Annotated in this window: 16 protein-coding genes; 8 read left to right on the top strand and 8 right to left on the bottom strand. The window is 71.1% G+C overall.

Annotated elements, in window-relative coordinates:
• Positions 1-53: 53 nt before the first annotated feature.
• Positions 54-704 (bottom strand): hypothetical protein, encoded by a 651-nt coding sequence (locus EXU48_RS19315; protein ID WP_133109321.1) that lies wholly within the window; start codon positions 702-704, stop codon positions 54-56.
• 160 nt (positions 705-864) lie between these two features.
• On the bottom strand, positions 865-1,260 hold the full coding sequence (locus tag EXU48_RS19310; protein WP_133109320.1) for a hypothetical protein: 396 nt from the start codon (positions 1,258-1,260) through the stop codon (positions 865-867).
• Between the two features lie 200 nt (positions 1,261-1,460).
• Here EXU48_RS19310 and EXU48_RS19305 point away from each other — a divergent pair, with 200 nt between their 5' ends.
• The 6 genes from EXU48_RS19305 to EXU48_RS19280 are packed head-to-tail and all read left to right on the top strand — an operon-like array spanning position 1,461 to position 9,859.
• Positions 1,461-2,684 carry an ROK family transcriptional regulator gene (locus EXU48_RS19305; protein WP_133109319.1) on the top strand — a complete coding sequence of 408 codons (1,224 nt, stop codon included), beginning with the start codon at positions 1,461-1,463 and terminating at the stop codon, positions 2,682-2,684.
• Positions 2,681-3,634 (top strand): carbohydrate ABC transporter permease, encoded by a 954-nt coding sequence (locus EXU48_RS19300; RefSeq protein WP_133109318.1) that lies wholly within the window; start codon positions 2,681-2,683, stop codon positions 3,632-3,634. The genes EXU48_RS19305 and EXU48_RS19300 overlap by 4 nt, the downstream gene beginning before the upstream one ends.
• Positions 3,627-4,484, top strand: a complete 858-nt coding sequence (locus tag EXU48_RS19295) for a carbohydrate ABC transporter permease (RefSeq protein ID WP_133109317.1) — start codon at positions 3,627-3,629, stop codon at positions 4,482-4,484. The genes EXU48_RS19300 and EXU48_RS19295 overlap by 8 nt, the downstream gene beginning before the upstream one ends.
• 47 nt (positions 4,485-4,531) lie before the next feature.
• Positions 4,532-5,806: an ABC transporter substrate-binding protein gene (locus EXU48_RS19290; protein ID WP_133109316.1), complete on the top strand. Its 1,275-nt coding sequence runs from the start codon at positions 4,532-4,534 to the stop codon at positions 5,804-5,806.
• Positions 5,807-5,843: 37 nt separating this feature from the next.
• Entirely contained in the window at positions 5,844-8,138 is a 2,295-nt protein-coding gene (locus EXU48_RS19285; RefSeq protein ID WP_207947829.1) for a glycoside hydrolase family 31 protein, read from the top strand.
• Positions 8,135-9,859: a glycoside hydrolase family 13 protein gene (locus EXU48_RS19280; protein WP_133109315.1), complete on the top strand. Its 1,725-nt coding sequence runs from the start codon at positions 8,135-8,137 to the stop codon at positions 9,857-9,859. The genes EXU48_RS19285 and EXU48_RS19280 overlap by 4 nt, the downstream gene beginning before the upstream one ends.
• Positions 9,860-10,215: 356 nt before the next feature.
• Here EXU48_RS19280 and EXU48_RS25520 read toward each other — a convergent pair whose 3' ends face one another.
• The 3 genes from EXU48_RS25520 to EXU48_RS19265 form a co-directional block, all read right to left on the bottom strand.
• The gene (locus EXU48_RS25520) at positions 10,216-10,506 is read right to left on the bottom strand and encodes a type II toxin-antitoxin system PemK/MazF family toxin (RefSeq protein ID WP_407938758.1); all 291 of its coding nucleotides are present in this window, start codon (positions 10,504-10,506) and stop codon (positions 10,216-10,218) included.
• 116 nt (positions 10,507-10,622) lie between these two features.
• The gene (locus EXU48_RS19270; RefSeq protein ID WP_133109314.1) at positions 10,623-11,498 is read right to left on the bottom strand and encodes a TolB family protein; all 876 of its coding nucleotides are present in this window, start codon (positions 11,496-11,498) and stop codon (positions 10,623-10,625) included.
• 328 nt (positions 11,499-11,826) lie between these two features.
• Positions 11,827-12,222: a RidA family protein gene (locus tag EXU48_RS19265; protein WP_207947832.1), complete on the bottom strand. Its 396-nt coding sequence runs from the start codon at positions 12,220-12,222 to the stop codon at positions 11,827-11,829.
• A 131-nt stretch (positions 12,223-12,353) separates the two neighbouring features.
• Here EXU48_RS19265 and EXU48_RS19260 point away from each other — a divergent pair, with 131 nt between their 5' ends.
• A complete protein-coding gene (locus tag EXU48_RS19260; RefSeq protein ID WP_133109312.1) occupies positions 12,354-13,331 on the top strand; it encodes a helix-turn-helix transcriptional regulator in 978 nt (325 codons plus the stop codon).
• A gap of 129 nt (positions 13,332-13,460) precedes the next feature.
• Here EXU48_RS19260 and EXU48_RS19255 read toward each other — a convergent pair whose 3' ends face one another.
• The 3 genes from EXU48_RS19255 to EXU48_RS19245 all read right to left on the bottom strand — a co-directional run bounded on the left by EXU48_RS19255 (position 13,461) and on the right by EXU48_RS19245 (position 16,199).
• On the bottom strand, positions 13,461-14,669 hold the full coding sequence (locus EXU48_RS19255; RefSeq protein WP_133109311.1) for a phosphotransferase: 1,209 nt from the start codon (positions 14,667-14,669) through the stop codon (positions 13,461-13,463).
• Positions 14,670-15,055: 386 nt separating this feature from the next.
• Positions 15,056-15,874, bottom strand: coding sequence for an N-acetylmuramoyl-L-alanine amidase (locus EXU48_RS19250; protein ID WP_133109310.1), 819 nt, complete (start codon positions 15,872-15,874; stop codon positions 15,056-15,058).
• Positions 15,875-15,968: 94 nt separating this feature from the next.
• Positions 15,969-16,199 carry an SPOR domain-containing protein gene (locus EXU48_RS19245; protein WP_133109309.1) on the bottom strand — a complete coding sequence of 77 codons (231 nt, stop codon included), beginning with the start codon at positions 16,197-16,199 and terminating at the stop codon, positions 15,969-15,971.
• Positions 16,200-16,334: 135 nt separating this feature from the next.
• Between EXU48_RS19245 and ppgK the strand changes: the two genes are divergently transcribed.
• Positions 16,335-17,132, top strand: a complete 798-nt coding sequence (ppgK, locus tag EXU48_RS19240) for a polyphosphate--glucose phosphotransferase (protein WP_133109308.1) — start codon at positions 16,335-16,337, stop codon at positions 17,130-17,132.
• The last annotated feature ends 15 nt before the right edge of the window (positions 17,133-17,147 follow it).

Genomic DNA, 17,147 nt, shown 5'->3' with positions numbered 1-17,147 from the left:
CGAAACCGCCCGAGGCGTGAAGGACAGCGCCCGGTTCCTTGGTGGATGGAGGCTCAGGCCCACTTCTCGAGCTCAAGATCGACACGCGGATCGGAGCGCACCCACACCTCACCGGCGGGGGCGCCTGCCTGCGGCTCGACGAGGGCCAGGCCCAGAGTCTCGATCGCCGTCAGCAGCTCGTCCCGGGCCGCGCCCGCCTCGTCGAGCGTTCGGCCGTCGAACAGCACGTAGTACACCTCGGAGTCGCTCACGTACTCGTTGTAGCCAGTGTCCGCCCAGGCCCTGCAGAACTGATTCAGCGCCTTCTTGTCGAGCTTCGGCATCGCGGCGATCTCCCGGCGTCGCTGCTCGCGCCTGTCCAACTCCCGCGCCCAGGCGAGCTCGAGATTCTCGAACGAGTCGTCCGGAAGCAGCGTCTCGCGATCCGATACCCACGGGCCGTGCGCGTCGAGAGCCTCGTAACCGCGGAAGGCGAAGCGCAACTGCAGCTCGGCGCCGTCGGTGCGCCGCTCGTAGCGGCGGTAGGTGGCCTCGGGACTGTCACCGTTTCGCACGCGACCGATGATGCCGAGCGACGTCTCGATGACCATCACCTCGTCGGTGAGCACGCGTTCCAGACGAAAGGTCGAGTTCTCTTCGCTCACATGCTTCCTGAGGAAGGTGTCGAACGCCTTGGAGAACTTCAGGTGGTCGCGATCGCCCATCGTGAACGAGCGCTGGTGTCCTTGCGAGTCTCGAAATACCAGCTGTCTGTCGCTCATCTCGCTCCATCTCGTTCACGCCTCGCGGCCCTGCACCGGCCGAATAGGCCGTCCTCGAGATCGTAGAGGCAAGCCTCGGACCAACACGGCGACCGTGCCGGCGTCACTCGGCGGGCGGTGGCCGCTCGAACCACGTCCAGAGGACGCGCATGGTGCCCAGGATGAACACGGCGAACAGCGCCTGGTTGACCACACCGAAGGGCGCCAAGCCGCCACGCGTGGCGAACATGGTCCAGTTCACGGCGATGTCGGTGAGGATCACGGCGACCCCGAGAATCACACCTGCGCGCCGTCGCACCGCGATCAGCGCGACCGTGGCGGCATCCAGCACCGTCAGCGAGGTCCAGAACAGGCGGACCCCCGTGGGAAAGCCCGCGTAGACATCCATTCCGCTGACCACCAGGTCGACGACGTGGGTGCTCGTGCCGAAGACGAACCCGACGATCCACACGGCCTGGATCACTCTGCGCGTCCGAACGGACGGGGTGCGTGCGGCCACGGGCTCATCCTACGAATGGTGCCGGCGCACGAACGGAGTCGCGTCGGCGCGAGCCGTGCGGATCGCCGACGGTCAGGACGGGCCGCGTGACCAGGAGCACGGGCTCAACCCAGCTCGCGTCTCACGAGTGACAGCCGTTGACGTAGGTCGATCCGTCCTCTTAATATGTGGCTAAATTAAGTCGCGAACGAAGAGGTGTCATGACTGGGACACGGACGTCACTGCCGGACCGGGGAGAGCTCGGGCCGGCGAGTGTCATTGCCGCGCTGGGTGCCAAGGGGCCGATGTCCCGGGCCCAGCTCGCCCGCGCCCTGCGGGTCAGCCCGGCGACCATCACCCAGGTCACCAAGTCGCTGCTGAGTCTCGGCGTGATCACCGAACTCGACGTGGTGCCCTCCGGCGGCGGGCGGCCGGCGCAGTTGCTCGGGCTGGTGGACGGCGCCGGGGTCGGCGCGATCGGCGCGAAGGTGACCGCGGACCACGTGACGACGGTCCAGGTCGGTCTCGACGGCGCGGTCCGGGACATCCTCAACGAACCGTTCGACCCCTCCAGCCCCGACGCGCTGGACGTGCTGGCCCGCCTGCTCGCGGCGTCGATCGACCGCTATGACGGCCTGCTCCTCGGCATCGGCGTCGGTGTGCCCGGCACCGTGGACGACCAGGCCAGTGGCGTGGTGCAGGCACCCACCCTGGGCTGGCGCGAGGTCCCGGTCGGCACCTTCCTGCGCCGCGCACTCGACCTGCCGGTCCTGGTCGACAACGACGTGAACACCCTCGCCGTGGCCGAACGCCTCTACGGCACCGCCAGCGCCCACGACTCGGCGCTCATCGTGACGATCGGCCGGGGCATCGGCTGCGGCATCGTGGTGGACGGAAACCTGCACCGCGGCACCGACGGCGGCGCCGGCGAGATCGGCCACTTCCCGGTGGCGGCGGACGGCCCGGTCTGCGGGTGCGGCAACACCGGCTGCCTGGAGGCCTTCATCGGCGATGAAGCCCTCGTGCGCGCGGCGCAGGCCGCCGGGGCCATCGGGCCACGCAGCGGCAAGGCAGCCCTGCGTAAGGCCGCGGACGACGGTGACGCCGCCGCCCGAGTCGTGTTCGCCGACGCCGGCGCCCTGCTCGGGCGCACGCTCGCCGGGGTGGTGCACACCGTGGCCCCCGAGATCGTGGTCCTGCTCGGCGAGGGCACGGACTGCTGGCCGCACTGGGAGGAGTCGTTCGAGCGGGCGTTCCGCCGGCACCTGCTGCCGAGCCGCCGCAGCCTCCCGTTCGCCGTCGAGTCCTGGTCGGACGAACGCTGGGCCGCCGGGGCCGCGGCGCTGGTGCTGCACACCCCGTTCGACGCGGCCGGCGCAAGCGGCGACCAGGGCCGGCTCATCCGGGCCCGCCTGCACACCGGCAGTGCGGCGGCGATGCGATGAGCACCGCACCGGCACCCGTGGCGAGCCGACCCCGCTCCGATCCCAGGGCCGCGAGTCCGAAGCGCACGAACACCCGACGGCGTGGTTGGCGCACCCTCGGCTGGGCGCTGCTGTTCCTGCTCCCCAGCGCGATCCCACTCACCGCGTTCACCCTCGTGCCGATGATCTCCTCGGCCTGGGTGAGCCTGCACGACTGGAACCTCATCTCGCCGATGGAGTGGGTGGGCCTGGAGAACTACCGCGAGCTCCTCGCGGACCCGCGCACCTGGGACGTGTTCGCCAACACCGCGACCTACATCCTCGGCTACCTCCCGCTGGTCTACATCGGCGGCCTCGGCCTGGCCCTCGCGCTGAACCGGGCGATGGCCGGCATCGCGTTCCTGCGCGGTGCGTACTTCCTGCCCGTGGTGACGAGCTGGGTGGTGGTGGCCCTCGTCTGGCAGTGGCTGCTCAGCCCGTCCAACGGCCTCGTCAACACGGTGCTCGGCGCCATCGGGCTACCGGAGCCCGGCTGGTGGACCGACCCCACCTGGGCGATGCCGTCGATCATCCTGGCCTCGGTCTGGAAGGACCTCGGCTTCGTCATGGTCATCCTGCTCGCCGGGCTGCAGGCCCTCCCGCAGGAGGTGCTCGAGGCCGCACGCGTCGACGGCGCCGGCGCCTGGCGCCGGTTCTGGCACATCACCTTGCCGCTGCTCTCACCCTCGACGTTCTTCGTCGTCGTGATCTCCCTGATCAACGGCTTCCAGGTGTTCGACCAGGTGAACGTCATGACCGACGGCGGCCCGGCCGGCGCGACCCAGGTCGTGGTCGGGCAGATCTACGACCTCACCTTCCGGTACGGACGCGCGGGTGACGCCTCCGCCCTGTCCTGGCTGCTGTTCGCCCTCGTGCTCGTCATCACCGCGATCCAGATCCGCGGCCAGCGCCGGTGGGTGACCTATGCCTGAGCTCACCGCCACCCGCCCCGAGAGCCGGACCGGCCGCCGTCGGGCCCTCCCGAAGCTGTTCTGGGCGCTCGCCCTCACGCTCGGCGCCGCCGTCATGCTGTTCCCGTTCCTGTGGACGGTGATCACGTCGATCACCCCCGACGGCACGCTGGCGAGCGGCCCCACGCTGCTCGTCGAGGACCCCACCCTGGACGCCTACCGGCAGCTGTTCGACGCGATGCCGATGTGGCGCATCGTGGCCAACTCGTTCTGGATCGCGATCGCCTCGACCCTGTTCCAGCTCATCACCGGCGCGATGGCCGCGTACGCGTTCACCCGGATCGCGTTCCCCGGCCGCCAGGCGGTGTTCGCGGTGTACCTCGCGACCCTCATGGTGCCGCTGCAGGTGCTGGTGGTCCCGCTGTTCATCCAGATGACCCGGGCGCAGCTCTCCGACACCTACTTCGCCCTGCTCGCGCCGTCGATCGCGTCGGCGTTCGGGATCTTCTTGCTGAAGCAGTCGATGGAGAGCGTGCCGCGCGAGCTGGACGAGGCCGCCACCCTCGACGGCGCCCATCACCTGCGCATCTTCGCGCAGGTCGTGCTTCCGCTCACCCGGCCGGCCCTGGCCACGGTGGCGGTGTTCGCGTTCATGGGGAGCTGGAACAGCTACCTGTGGCCGCTCGTGGTCATCCGCTCCCCCGAGCTGATGACGCTCCCGCTCGGCCTGGCCACGCTCCAGGGCCAGTTCACCACCCAGTGGAACGTCGTGATGGCGGGATCGGTCGTCTCGGTCCTGCCCATCGCGATCGTCTACATCTTCGCCCAGCGCTACATCATCGCCGGCTTCGCCCACAGCGGCCTCAAGTAACCCCACCCATCCGCGGCGACGTCGCCGCCCCACCGAAAGGTCCCACCATGACTCCGCACCGCCGCCGAGCCGCTCGGCTCCTGGCCACCAGCGCCGTGGTCGCCCTCGCCGTGACCGCCTGCTCGCAGGGCTCGGCCAGCAACGACGACCCCACCGACGCCGAGGGCTCCGGGGACGGCCAGACGACCCTCACGTACATGAACTTCTCCTCCAACGGGGGCAACGAGGAGAACCTCGCGCTCGTGGTCGACGCCTTCGAGGCGGACAACCCCGGCATCACGGTCGAGGTCGAGACCTTCCCCTACGACGACTACTTCACCGTGCTGCAGACCGCCGTCGCCGGCGGCACCGAGGCGGACGTGTTCGAGCTGAACTACGAGAACTTCGTCACCTACGCCCTCAACGGCTCCCTCGCCCCGCTCGAGGGCGTCGACGAGGCCGCGTACAAGCCGTCGCTGCTCGAGGCGTTCCAGCTGGACGGCACCCAGTACGGGCTGCCCGAGTCGTTCTCGAACGTGGTGCTGTTCTACAACGCCGACCTGTTCGAGGCCGCCGGGGTGGAGCCGCCGACCGCGGACTGGACCTGGGCGGACGAGCGCGCCGCCGCCGAGGCCCTCACCGACACCGCCACCGGCACCTGGGGCGACTACCAGCCGATCTCCTTCCACGAGTTCTACAAGGTCCTCGCCCAGAACGGCGGCGAGTTCCTCAGCGAGGACCGCACGGAGGCCACGTTCGCCTCGCCCGAGGGCATCGAGGCCGCCGAGTGGCTCGTCGAGAAGTCCGGGACGGTGATGCCGACGACCGCCGACGGCGCCGGGACCCCCGACTTCGACACGAACCTGTTCACCTCCGGCCAGCTCGCGATGTGGCACACCGGCATCTGGATGTTCGGCCCGCTCGCCGACGTCGACTTCGCCTGGGACATCGCGGTCGAGCCCGGCAACACCGAGAACGCGTCGGCGATGTTCTCCAACACGGCGGTGGTCTCCGCACGGTCGGCGAACACCGACGCGGCGCAGGCGTGGGCGGAGTACCTCACCTCCTCCGAGGCGATGGTCCAGATGCGCCTGGACACCGGGTGGGAGCTGCCGCCGGTGGCCGACGAGTCCCTGCTCGCCCCGTACCTCGAGCAGACGCCCCCGACGAACCGGCAGGCCGTGTTCGACTCCCTCGACGCGATCGTGCTGCCCCCGGCCATCGAGAGCCAGACCGAGATGCAGGACATCGTCACCGAGGAGCTCACCGAGGCCGCCGCCGGCCGCAAGAGCGTCGAGGAGGCACTCACCAGCGCCCAGGAACGCGTCACCGCGCTGCTCTGATCCGTCTCGCACCGTCCCGCCCCAGCACAGGAGAGTCATGACCCTGCTCACCCACCGCCCGTTCGGCATCGAGCACCCGTACGCCACCTCGGCCGACCAGCGCGTCCCGGTCCGGCCCGAGATGGGCGAGCCGGTCCGCCTCGGCGTCATCGCCGCGCCCGAGGTGCGGGCGGTCGTCTGCGAGTGGAGGCCCGACGGCGCACCGCCCCTCTCCCTGCCGCTCACCCCCGCGGTGGTGGACGCGGGCGCTGCCGCCGCCCTCGCCGGCGGCGAGGGTCACCTCGCCGCCGCCCAGGCGGCGGCGCTCGACGACGACGGTGCGTGGTCGGTCGTCAGCCCGCCCGTCACCGGTCCGGTGCGGTACCGGTTCCGGGCGGAGGCCGACGGCGGAGCGTCCGAGGAGAGCGACTGGTTCGACCTGCAGCCGGTCACCTGGGTGACCGGCGCCGGTGACCTCACGTTCTCCGGCGGCGGCAACGGCACTGGTGGTGGCCGTGCCAGCGGCGCAGGCGCCGATCGGCTCCTGCCCGGGTCGGTGCAGTGGCTGCGCGACGAGACCGGCGTGCACCGGGTCCGGTTCGCGCTCGCCCTGGAGCCGGACGAGCACGTGGTCGGGTTCGGGGAGCGGTTCGACGCCGTCGACCAGCGCGGCCGCACCCTGGACGCCGTCGTGTTCGAGCAGTACAAGGGCCAGGCCGCGGCCGGACGCACCTACCTGCCGATGCCGTTCGCCCACGTCGTCTCACCCTCGGACTCGTGGGGCTTCCACCTGCGCACCTCGCGGCGGTCCTGGTTCGACGTGGGCGCCTCCACACCGGACGCCCTCGTGATCGAGGTCGACCTCGGCGGCGAGCCGCACGAGCACCTCGACGTCGGCGTCTACACCGGTGACCCGGCCGCCGTCGTCGCCGCTTTCACCGCCGAGGTGGGCCGTGCGCAGGAGCTGCCCGACTGGGTGTTCCGGCTCTGGGCGTCCGGGAACGAGTGGAACACCCGGGACCTCGTGATGGACCGGATGGACACCCACGCGAGCCTGGACATCCCGGTCGGCGTGGTGGTGATCGAGGCGTGGAGCGACGAGCAGGGCATCATGCTGTTCCGCGACGCCACCTACCCGCTGCACCCCGACGGTGCACCCCACACCGGCGCCGAGATCGGCTACCCGGCCGGCGGCGCCTGGCCGGACCCGAGGGCCATGGTCGCCGAGCTCCATGAGCGCGGCGTCAAGGTGATCCTGTGGCAGATCCCGCTGCTGAAGACGAGCCACGACCTCGGCCCCGACGTCCCCGCGGACGCCCAGGTGTACGCGGACGGGCGGGCCCTGATCGACGGCGGCCACGCCGTCCTCGAGGCGGACGGCACCCCGTACCACAACCGCGGATGGTGGTTCCCGCAGTCGCTCATGCCGGACCTGTCCACGCAGCACACCCGCGAGTGGTGGACCGCGAAGCGCGACTACCTGCTCGCCGACCTCGACGTGGACGGCTTCAAGACCGACGGCGGCGAGCACGCCTGGGGCCACGACCTCCGGTACGGCGACGGCACCCGCGGCGACGAGGGGAACAACCGGTACCCGGTGCACTACGCGCGGGCGTTCGGTGACCTGCTGCGCCGGCACGGCAAGGCGCCGGTCACGTTCTCGCGGGCCGGGTTCACCGGCTCCCAGGCGCACGGCATCCACTGGGCCGGTGACGAGGACTCCACCTGGGAGGCGTTCCGGGCGTCGGTCACGGCCGGGATCACCGCCTCGGCCTGCGGGATCGTCTACTGGGGCTGGGACCTGGCCGGGTTCTCCGGTCCCCCGCCCGATGCCGAGCTGTACCTGCGGGCCGCCGCCGCGTCGGCGTTCATGCCGATCATGCAGTACCACTCGGAGTTCAACCACCATCGCCGGCCGATGCGGGACCGCACCCCCTGGTACGTGGCCGAGGTGAACGGCGACCCCGAGGTGGTCGAGGAGTTCCGGCGGCTCGCGCACCTGCGCGAGCGCCTGGTGCCGTACCTGACCGCGCAGGCCCGGGTCGCCATCGAGACCGGCCGCCCACTGATGCGCGGGCTGTTCTTCGACCACGCCGACGATGAGGAGATCTGGCGGTGGCCGCTGCAGTTCGGGCTCGGCGACGACCTGCTCGTGCACCCGGTGACCGACCCGGGCGCCGCCACCTGGGCGACGTACCTGCCGGCGGGCGACTGGGTCGACGCCTGGACGGGCGAAGCACACCACGGCCGGGCGACCCACACGCGCGAGGTTCCCCCCGCCGTCGTACCGGTGTATGTGCGCGCGGCGGCGTGGCCGCGGCTGGCGCCCGTGTTCGAAGGGGCGGCCTCGTGACCGGGCCGTGGTGGCGTTCTGCCGTGGTGTACCAGGTGTATCCGCGCTCGTTCGCGGACTCCGACGGCGACGGCGTCGGGGACCTGCGCGGTCTCATCGGCCGCCTGGACCACCTCGAGCGGCTCGGCGTCGACGTGCTGTGGCTCTCGCCGGTCTACCCCTCACCCCAGGACGACAACGGCTACGACATCTCGGACTACCGGGACGTGGACCCGGTGTTCGGCACCCTCGCCGACCTCGACGAGCTGATCGACGGCGTCCACGCGCGCGGCATGCGGATCATCCTCGACGTGGTGGTCAACCACACCTCCGACGAGCACCCCTGGTTCGCGCAGTCGCGGGCCTCGAGCGAGTCGCCGAAGCGGGACTGGTACTGGTGGCGGCCGCCCCGCGCCGGACACGTCGGCGGGACGCCCGGCGCGGAGCCGACGGACTGGCACGGCTTCTTCTCGGGCCCGGTGTGGGAATGGGACGAGGCCTCCGGTGAGTACTACCTGCACCTGTTCTCCGCGAAACAGCCGGACCTGAACTGGGAGAACCCGCAGGTGCGGACCGCCGTCCACGAGATGCTGCGCTGGTGGGTCGACCGCGGCGTGGACGGCTTCCGTCTCGACGTCATCAACCTGATCTCCAAGGCGGTCCGGGCCGACGGGTCCCTGCCCGACGGCGCGGACTCCCCCGCCCTCGCGGGTACCGGGCTCGCGGACGGCTCCGCGCACTACACGAACGGTCCCCGGCTGCAGGAGTTCCTCGGCGAGCTGCACCGCGAGGTGTTCGCGGGTGGTGCCCGCTCCGGGGACGTGCTCGTCACGGTCGGGGAGATGCCCGGCGTGACGCTGCCGCTGGCACGCTCGATCACGGACCCCGCCACACCCCAGCTCGACATGGTGTTCACGTTCGAGCACGTCTCCCTCGACCACGGCCCCGGGGGCAAGTGGGATGCCCAGGCACTGTCCCTGCCCGCGCTCAAGGCGAACCTGGCCGCGTGGCAGCAGGGCCTCGGCGATGGGTGGAACGCGCTCTACTGGAACAACCACGACCAGCCGCGGATCGTGTCCCGGTGGGGCGACGACGCACCGGAGCACCGCGTCACGTCCGCGAAGACCCTCGGCACCGTGCTGCACCTGATGCGCGGCACCCCGTTCGTCTACCAGGGTGAGGAGCTCGGGCTCACGAACACCTCGTGGCCCGGCATCGAGGACTACCGGGACGTCGAGACCCTCAACCACTACCGGGAGGCCGTCCGCGCCGGAGCGGACCCGGCGCACGTGCTCGCCGCGGTCTCGGTGATGGGCCGGGACAACGCCCGCACGCCGATGCCGTGGACCGACGCCCCGCAGGGCGGCTTCACCTCCGGCACGCCCTGGCTCCCGGTCAACCCCGCCTACCCGCAGCTCAACGCCGACACCGGATGGGCCGACCCCGGCTCGGTGCTGCACCACTACCGGCGCCTCATCGAGCTGCGCCACACCCTGCCCGTGGTGGTCGACGGCGACTTCGAGCTGCTGCTGCCCGAACACGAGCAGGTCTTCGCCTACCGGCGCACCCTCGGGACGCAGGTGCTCACCGTGGTCGCGAACATGTCCAGCACACCGGCGTCAGCTTCCACCGACCTCGGCATCGCCGATGGGCAGGTGCTATTGGCGACCCATCTTCTTCCCGACGCCTCCGGGGACGTCGTGCTGCGCCCGTGGGAGTCGCGGGCCGTCCTGTCGGGATGAAGGTCCCCGGATCGACCGCGTCCATGAGACCTGTGCGCTGCAGGCCTACCTCGAGACCGAGGTGGATGAGGCATCCGAGGTGAGCGTGGAGGAGTCGGCAGACTCAGACGGCAATCGCGCGATCGTCCCGATCTTCGTCTGGATCGTCAGACGACGATCTTCGCCATGCCTGCGGCGCCGAGAAGCGCGGCAGCGAAGGCCAAGGAGCTCGTGAAGGAGCGCACCGGCGAAGCCGCACCAAAGGCCGGCGAGGAAGAGTCGAAGGAGGAAGCGACGCCCGCGGGCTAGCCTTCGGGCCCACCGTTGCTCGGCCCCGTCAGGGCAACTCGAAGAAGTCCCGCACCCAGCCGTCCACCTCACGCATCGTCGCGGCGTCCACCGCCCCGACGTTGCCGACGACGCGATCCCGGGACGGTTCGCGGTTGCTCCGTCATGACAAAGGTCGGCGTCGACAGCCCGCGCCGCGGACCGCGTAGACGTACATGGCTGGGCCGTCCCCGATCGGTCGTCGTCGCCGGAAGGACGATCGCGAGCGTGTCCGCCTGCTCCAAGTACAGATCGCTGGCCACGACGAGCGTCGGTCGGCGCCCGGCGTGCTCCCGGCCGCGCACCGGATCGAGCTCCGCCCAGACGACGTGCCCGGTCAGTCACTGGCTCGGCCGTCGTCGAGCGTCCCGTCCCAGGACCGGCACTCATGCCAGTCCGACTCGTCCGCCGTCTTGAACGAACGCCCGAATGCCTCCATGCGTTGGCGCCGCTCGGGCTAGGAACGCAACGGATAGGCGGCGTACGCGACCTGCCTGCTGTCGGGTGACCAGCTCGGGACGTTCATCGTGCCCTGGCCACCGAAGAGCGAGACCAGGTCGCGCACGGCGCCGTCCGGCTCGATGAGGCGGATGATGACGTCGTGGTCAGCCGGATGCCCGATCGTGCCGGGCGGAAAGCTGACGTACACGATGCGCTCACCGTCCGGGGACACGTGTGGGAACCAGTTGACCCGTTCGTCGTGGGTCAGCTGCTCGACGCTGGAGCCGTCCGTGGACATTCGGAACAGTTGCGCGTGTCCCGGGTTGGCGGAGGCTCGCTCGGAGTTGAAGTAGATCAACCTGCCGTCCGTGCTGTACTCGGACCCGTCATTCGGGAACGGGTCGTCGGTCAGCTGGGTGTCCTCGCCGCCCGAGACGGGGAGAGTGAACACATTCGTGGTGACGGCGCCGCCGGCCTCGGTGCGCAAGCCGATGTAGGCGAGGGTCTCCCCGTCCGGGGATACACCGTGCAGGAAATGGCGAAAGTCGTCGCCGTGGTCGTTCGAGACCCGGCGCGGCAGGCCGGTCGCGAACGGGATCGCGTAGAGGTGACCGTCGTCGGCCGAGACGTACACGGTCTCGCCGTCGGGGCTGAGCACGTGGTCGTTGTTGATCGGCGGGATCCCCCCGAGCGGGATCTCCGCGAGGTGTCCGCCGTCGATCGGGAGCCGGTACAGGAGACCCTCGGCATTGACGAGCAGGTGCTTGCCGTCCGGCGTCCAGTTCGGGGCCTCGAACAGCAGCGCGGAACTCTCGTACACGAGCCGCCGTTCACCGGTCTCGACATCGACGATGAACAGTTCCGCACGCTGCCCCGGTCGCAGTACCCGCATCGAGCCCACCTCTCCCGGATGCGCAAGGCGACGCCGCCCACCCGAACCAGCCCCGCCGTCGGGCATCGACTGCCCCAGTCACCAGCGGACCACCGCCCGCAAACGTACCGGAACGGCCGCTCGTAGGAGCCGCCCTCGGTGCGCCGGCCGAGGTCGTGCAGGAGGCCGCCGATCCGGCCCTCCCAGCGCTCCACCGAGGTGCCCCGTGGGAGGGGATCTCGGCAGGCCTTGGTCGGGCGGCGGGGACGTGGCACCCGGCGCTTCCGCGGAAGCGCCGGCGCCCGCCCCGCGGAAGCACCGGGTCCTCATCGTCGGGCGAGACGTAGCTTCACGCCACGGCGGTGCCCTCGAGTTCGACCAGCTGGCCGGGGATCACCAGCCGGGAGATCTCCAGCACCGTCATCGGGGGCGCGGCACCGACGGCGCCGAGCCGTGCCCCGAGCACGCCGAAGTGTGGGAGCAGGGCGTCGACGTCCGTGGTGTAGATCGTGAGCCGGATGAGGTTCGCGAAGGTCATGCCCGCCTCGGTGAGGGTCGCCTCGACGTTGTCCAGGCTCAGCTCCAGCTGGGCCCCGATGTCGCCCTCGTGGAGTGGCTGGCCCTCGCTGCTCATCGCCGTCTGGCCGGCGAGGTACAGGGTCCGAGTGTGCCCGGTGACGACCTCGCCCTGGTTGTAGCCGATCTCCAACGACCACGTCGACGGGTTGACCGCCGTTCGCTCCAACACCATGTTCTGCTCCGTTCGATCCTGTGCGCCGCCCCGCCGGCCGGTCGGCCCGCGTCCTCGACGCCGTGATCGTCACTCTGCCGGTAATACACGACATCTTCCGTCATGTATCCGGATACCGTTGGAGAATGCGCGCCGACCGGTTGGTCTCCCTGGTGCTGCTGCTGCGCCAGCGCGGCCGGCTGAACGCGGAGACGCTCGCGCGCGAACTCGAGGTCTCCACCCGCACGGTGCTGCGGGACATCGAGGCGCTCTCGGCGGCCGGGGTACCGGTCTACGCCGAACGCGGCCGCCAGGGCGGGTTCGCCCTGCTACCGGGTTTCCGCACCGAACTGACCGGGCTGAACCACGACGAGGCGCTGGCGCTGCTGGCCGCCGGCTCCGCGCGCGGTGCCCAGGTCTTCGGTCTCGGCTCGGCCCTCGCCTCGGCCGTGCGGAAGGTGGCCGACGCACTTCCCGAGGGCCACCGGACCACCATGACCGACGCGGCGCAGCGCTTCCTCGTCGAACCGGAGACGGACCTGCTCTCCCGCCCGCTGGTCACCGAGGAGGTCTCCCGGGACACGATGGCGCAGGTGCGGCGGGCCGTGCTCACCGGGCACAAGCTCCGCATCCACTACGCCGCCGCCGGGCAGGAGGCGACCTGGCGCACGATTGACCCCATCGGGCTGGTGACCGTCCGCGACCGGGCCTACCTGCTGGCGATGAGGTCCGGGGAGAACCGCACCTACCGGCTGTCCCGGATGGTGGCCGCCGAGCAGTTGCCCGAGCCCGCGGAACGGCCGGCCGACGTGGACCTGGAGCGGGTCTGGCGGGAGCGGTGCGCGCAGTTCCTGTCCGGCGCTCACATCAACGTGCTCGTCCGGGTGGACCCGGCCCGGCGTGACGACCTGCTGAAGTCCGCGGTGGCGGTCCGCGCCGAGGAGCCTGAGCCGGGCGGCTGGCTCCGGCTCGAGGTGAGCTACCAGGACGCCTGGCACGCCGAGTGGGCGTTGTGGCAGCTCGGCGCGGACGTCGAGGCGCTCGCCCCGGCGTCGGTGCGGGCGTCTCTCCGCAGCCGGGCAGCGGCGGTGAGTGCGCACTACGAGCGCCCGGGCGGCGACTGACCGGAGCACCCGACCCGGTCGGTAGTCCAGGAGCCGCTTCCGCGGAAGCGTCCGGCGACGGGCCGCGCTTCCTCCGAAGCGCGGCCCGCCGGCGCGAGCGCGGCCTCGGACCGTGCGCCGGTGCGGGGTTCAGCGCACCAGCGTGGTCGCTTCGAGCAGCTGCGCGAACGCGCTCCGGCGGGGCAGATGCGTCAGGAGGTGCGTGACGCTGCGCGCGGTGAAGTCGCGCTCGGCCACCTCCCCGCGCCCCGGCGTGGTCGTCGCCGCCCTATCGGCGTCGAGCGCGGCGTCCACCTGGCCGGCCACGTAGTTGCACATGCTCATCGCGAACCCGCGGAACGCCGCCTCGTCGAGGCGCGGGACGCCGTCGGCCACGGCGGCGTACCCCTCGACCAGCGCCCGCGCGCCGGTGACGTTGACCGCCCCGCTCGGGTCGATCGTCCAGGTCGCGAGCACGTCGGCAAGCTCCCATGCGGGAGGCTGACCACCCGCATGCTCCCAGCCGACGACGACGAGACCTCCGCCGTGCTCACGCCGCACCTTCGCCGGGCCCAGCGAGTTGTGCGTGAGGACCGCCGTCGAGGGGTCGACCGGCGCCGAGCCCAGATCCGCGAGGTGCTCGAGCTCTTGGGTGGCCGCGTTGAACGCATCCGCCCACGGCACACCGGCCGCGCGAACCCGAACCGCGACCTGCGCCCACGGCTCGTCCGAGAACCGCGCCGCGTGCCACGGGCTGATGCGGTCGACCTCGAACCCGAGGCCGTGGATCGTCGCCAGGATGGCACCGACCTTGGAGGTGAACCGTGCCGCCACCGGTGCGCCGAGCGGCGCACCGGAGTGCCGCCACCGGGTGACCCGCCACGGCACGCCGTCGATCTCCTCGACGACGGCGCCCGCCGGTCCGCGCATCGGGAGCGGGAGCTGCACACCGGCCGCCGCGGCAGCCTCCTGGAGCTCGACGTCGCGGTCGGCATCGACGATCGGCCACCAGCTCTCCACCGAGCTCACCGACCAGCGGCCGCGGTCGGTGTCGAGTGCCCAGCGGCGGCCGAGGTCGTCGGAGCGTTGCACCGAACGCATCGGCGCCGTCACGGTGCCGAGGTCGTAGCGCTCGGCGAGCGCCGCTGCCAGGGAGGACGGTGCGACCTCCTCGGAGCCGCGCCGGTGCTCGACCTCCGCCTTGAGGTCCGGCCAGGTGCGGAACCCGTACTGCTGCGCGAGCGCGGCCTGGGCGTCGGCGAGCGACGCCGTCGGTTCGCCGTCGCGCAGGCCGGCCAGGAGGTCCTTGGCCTGGCGGCGCAGGTGGTCGAGGTTCGGGGAGTCGGGAAGGATCTTCATGTCGGAAACACCTCGCTCGTCGCCCGGACTCGCACGGGCCGAGCATCGGTAGGTGTCTGAAGACAACTCACCCACGTCATCGGGGTGGCTTCGAGCCTTCCGGCGAGTCTCGGCGCGATCCCGCTCGCGCTGCACCGAGGGTAGACCGGCACCGGAGTGGCGTCAACGCGGGATCGGTTCAGCAGATGCACCCGAAGTAGCCCCGCCGTCGGGCATCGGCCTTGCCTCCCTTGGCGCCGAACGTCACGCCCGAACAAGTCCTCCCTGCCGGCCTTCCTCGGGCGTACCGGACTGACCCATGTGCTTCCGCGGAAGCGCCTTGCAGGAGGCGCAGTGGCGGGACGAGCGCCGCGAATGGCGTCTGGCTCGGCGCCGCCCGCTCCTCCCTACTGCGGGTCGTGCGGCCCGGCCCAGTCGAGCACGCCGTCGACGAGCGCGTCCGCGTAGGCCTGGCGGCCCGCCTCGCTGCTCATCAGGTCCGACTCGGCCGGGTTGCGCATCTCCCCCAGCTCCAGCATCACGGCGGGCCGGCGGGCGAAGTTCAGGGTGGCGAGGTCGGCCCGCTGGGAGAGCGCCTCCTCGTAGATCGTGCTCGGGGTGAAGCCGCCGTCGCTGAGCGCGGTGATCATCGTCTGGGCGAGCTCGAGGCTCGGCTGCCCCTGCGACTCCGACAGCGGCGGGTCGGCGACGATCGCGAAGAAGCCCGCGATCGCGGGATCGGCGGAGCCGTCCGCGTGGATCGAGAGCATCAGGTCCACGTCGTTGTCCTCGGCGAACCGGCCGCGCACGTCCACGCACGGGCCCACGCCGTCGTCGCTCTCGCGGGTCATCACCACGGTCGCACCGAGGTCCTCGAGGGCCGCCCGGGTGCGCACCGCCACGTCGAAGTTGAACTCGTGCTCGGCGTACCCGCTCAGCGCGGTGGTGCCGGTGGTGTTGCACTGCTTCCAGCCGCCGCGGCCGTCCGGGACCTGTTCGTTGATCTCCAGCACGTGCGAGGCGTTGCCGCCGTTGTGGCCAGGGTCGAGGCCGATGGTCCAGCCGAGCAGCGGGGTCCTGGTGGTGTGCGCCTTGACCTTCACGACGACATCGTCGTCGTCGGTGTCGGCGGCGGCAGGCCCGACGGCGGTGATCGCCAATGCGAGAGCGCCCGCCAGGGCGGCGCCGACCAGGGTCCCCCGACGTCTGGGTGAACTCGTCCGCATCTCGCTTCTTCCGCCGTGCGGCCACGCAGGCGCGCGGCCATCTCGGGGACCGGCCGGCTCGACCGGTCCTGCTCGTTCGTCCTGTTCTGCTGTGCTACTCGTCCTGCTCGTCCCGGGCACCGGGATCGTCGCTGTCGCGCCAGGCCCGGTCCTCGTCCTCCCACTTCGCGTTCCGGAGCCGCGCCGTCTCCAACGCCTTGGCGGCTTCCTCGCGCGTGGCGTAGGGCCCCATCCGTGAGTTCCAGTCGCTGACCAGACCCTCTTCGACGGCTCCGGTTTCCAGATTGTAGTAGAACGTCTTCTCCGGCGGAGCGCTCTCAGACATCATCGATTCCTTTCGCCAGCGTCGATTGTGGCACGTACCGCGAGGGTCGGTGTCGCCTCTAGACTCGTGCCCGATGTCGCCACCTCGCCCGCGGGGGCCGGCGCCGACCCCCTCGAAGCGGAGACTCCGACTGCCATGGCCAAGAAGAACGTGAGTGATCTGACCCTCGCCGACGTGCACCCGAACGACGTCGGGTTCGGGATCGACATCGGCGGCTCCGGCATCAAGGCGGCACCGGTGCATCTACGCACCGGGGAGCTCCTGTCCAAGCGGTTCCGGCTGGACACCCCCGTGGAGTCCAGCCCGGAGGCGGTCGGCGAGGTGCTCGGCAAGGTCGTCGAGCACTTCGAGGATCTGCCCAAGGAGACCCCGGTCGGGCTGACGTTCCCCGGCGTGATCCTGCACGACGTCACGATCACCTCGGCGAACATGGACAAGCGCTGGATCGGCACGAACGTCGCCGATATCGCCCGCAAGTACACCGGCCGGGACGCGCACGTGGTCAACGACGCCGACGCCGCCGGCTACGCCGAGGCCCGCTACGGCGCCGGCCTCGGCCAGGACGGCACGGTCCTGGTCATGACGCTCGGCACGGGCATCGGCAGCGCCCTCATCCACGACGGGGTCCTGGTCCCGAACTTCGAGCTCGGCCACCTCGAGCTCGACGGATACGACGCCGAGACCCGCGCCGCCTCCTCCGTCAAGGAGAGGGAGGACCTGAGTTACCCCGAGTGGGCCGAGCGGCTGCAGCGCTACTTCGCCCACGTGGAGTTCCTGTTCTCCCCCGACCTGTTCATCGTCGGCGGCGGGGTGTCCAAGGACCACGAGAAGTTCCTGCCGCTCCTGAACCTCCGCGCACCGATCGTGCCCGCGAAGCTGCGCAACACCGCCGGCATCGTCGGCGCCGCGGCACTGGCGGCACGCGACCGCTAACCCATTGGGGGCATC

The sequence above is a fragment of the Occultella glacieicola genome, assembly GCF_004353825.1.
Taxonomy (GTDB): Bacteria; Actinomycetota; Actinomycetes; order Actinomycetales; family Beutenbergiaceae; genus Occultella; species Occultella glacieicola.
The sequence above is the reverse complement of the archived record's forward strand: the minus strand, read 5'-3'. Positions and strand labels throughout refer to the sequence as shown.

Coding starts and splice junctions, on each gene's coding strand:
- EXU48_RS19315 (WP_133109321.1), bottom strand. CDS start 704: ATGGGCGATCGCGACCACCTGAAGTTCTCCAAGGCGTTCGACACCTTC.
- EXU48_RS19305 (WP_133109319.1), top strand. CDS start 1,461: ATGACTGGGACACGGACGTCACTGCCGGACCGGGGAGAGCTCGGGCCG.
- EXU48_RS19300 (WP_133109318.1), top strand. CDS start 2,681: ATGAGCACCGCACCGGCACCCGTGGCGAGCCGACCCCGCTCCGATCCC.
- EXU48_RS19295 (WP_133109317.1), top strand. CDS start 3,627: ATGCCTGAGCTCACCGCCACCCGCCCCGAGAGCCGGACCGGCCGCCGT.
- EXU48_RS19290 (WP_133109316.1), top strand. CDS start 4,532: ATGACTCCGCACCGCCGCCGAGCCGCTCGGCTCCTGGCCACCAGCGCC.
- EXU48_RS19285 (WP_207947829.1), top strand. CDS start 5,844: ATGACCCTGCTCACCCACCGCCCGTTCGGCATCGAGCACCCGTACGCC.
- EXU48_RS19270 (WP_133109314.1), bottom strand. CDS start 11,498: ATGCGGGTACTGCGACCGGGGCAGCGTGCGGAACTGTTCATCGTCGAT.
- EXU48_RS19260 (WP_133109312.1), top strand. CDS start 12,354: ATGCGCGCCGACCGGTTGGTCTCCCTGGTGCTGCTGCTGCGCCAGCGC.
- EXU48_RS19255 (WP_133109311.1), bottom strand. CDS start 14,669: ATGAAGATCCTTCCCGACTCCCCGAACCTCGACCACCTGCGCCGCCAG.
- EXU48_RS19250 (WP_133109310.1), bottom strand. CDS start 15,874: ATGCGGACGAGTTCACCCAGACGTCGGGGGACCCTGGTCGGCGCCGCC.
- EXU48_RS19245 (WP_133109309.1), bottom strand. CDS start 16,199: ATGTCTGAGAGCGCTCCGCCGGAGAAGACGTTCTACTACAATCTGGAA.
- ppgK (WP_133109308.1), top strand. CDS start 16,335: ATGGCCAAGAAGAACGTGAGTGATCTGACCCTCGCCGACGTGCACCCG.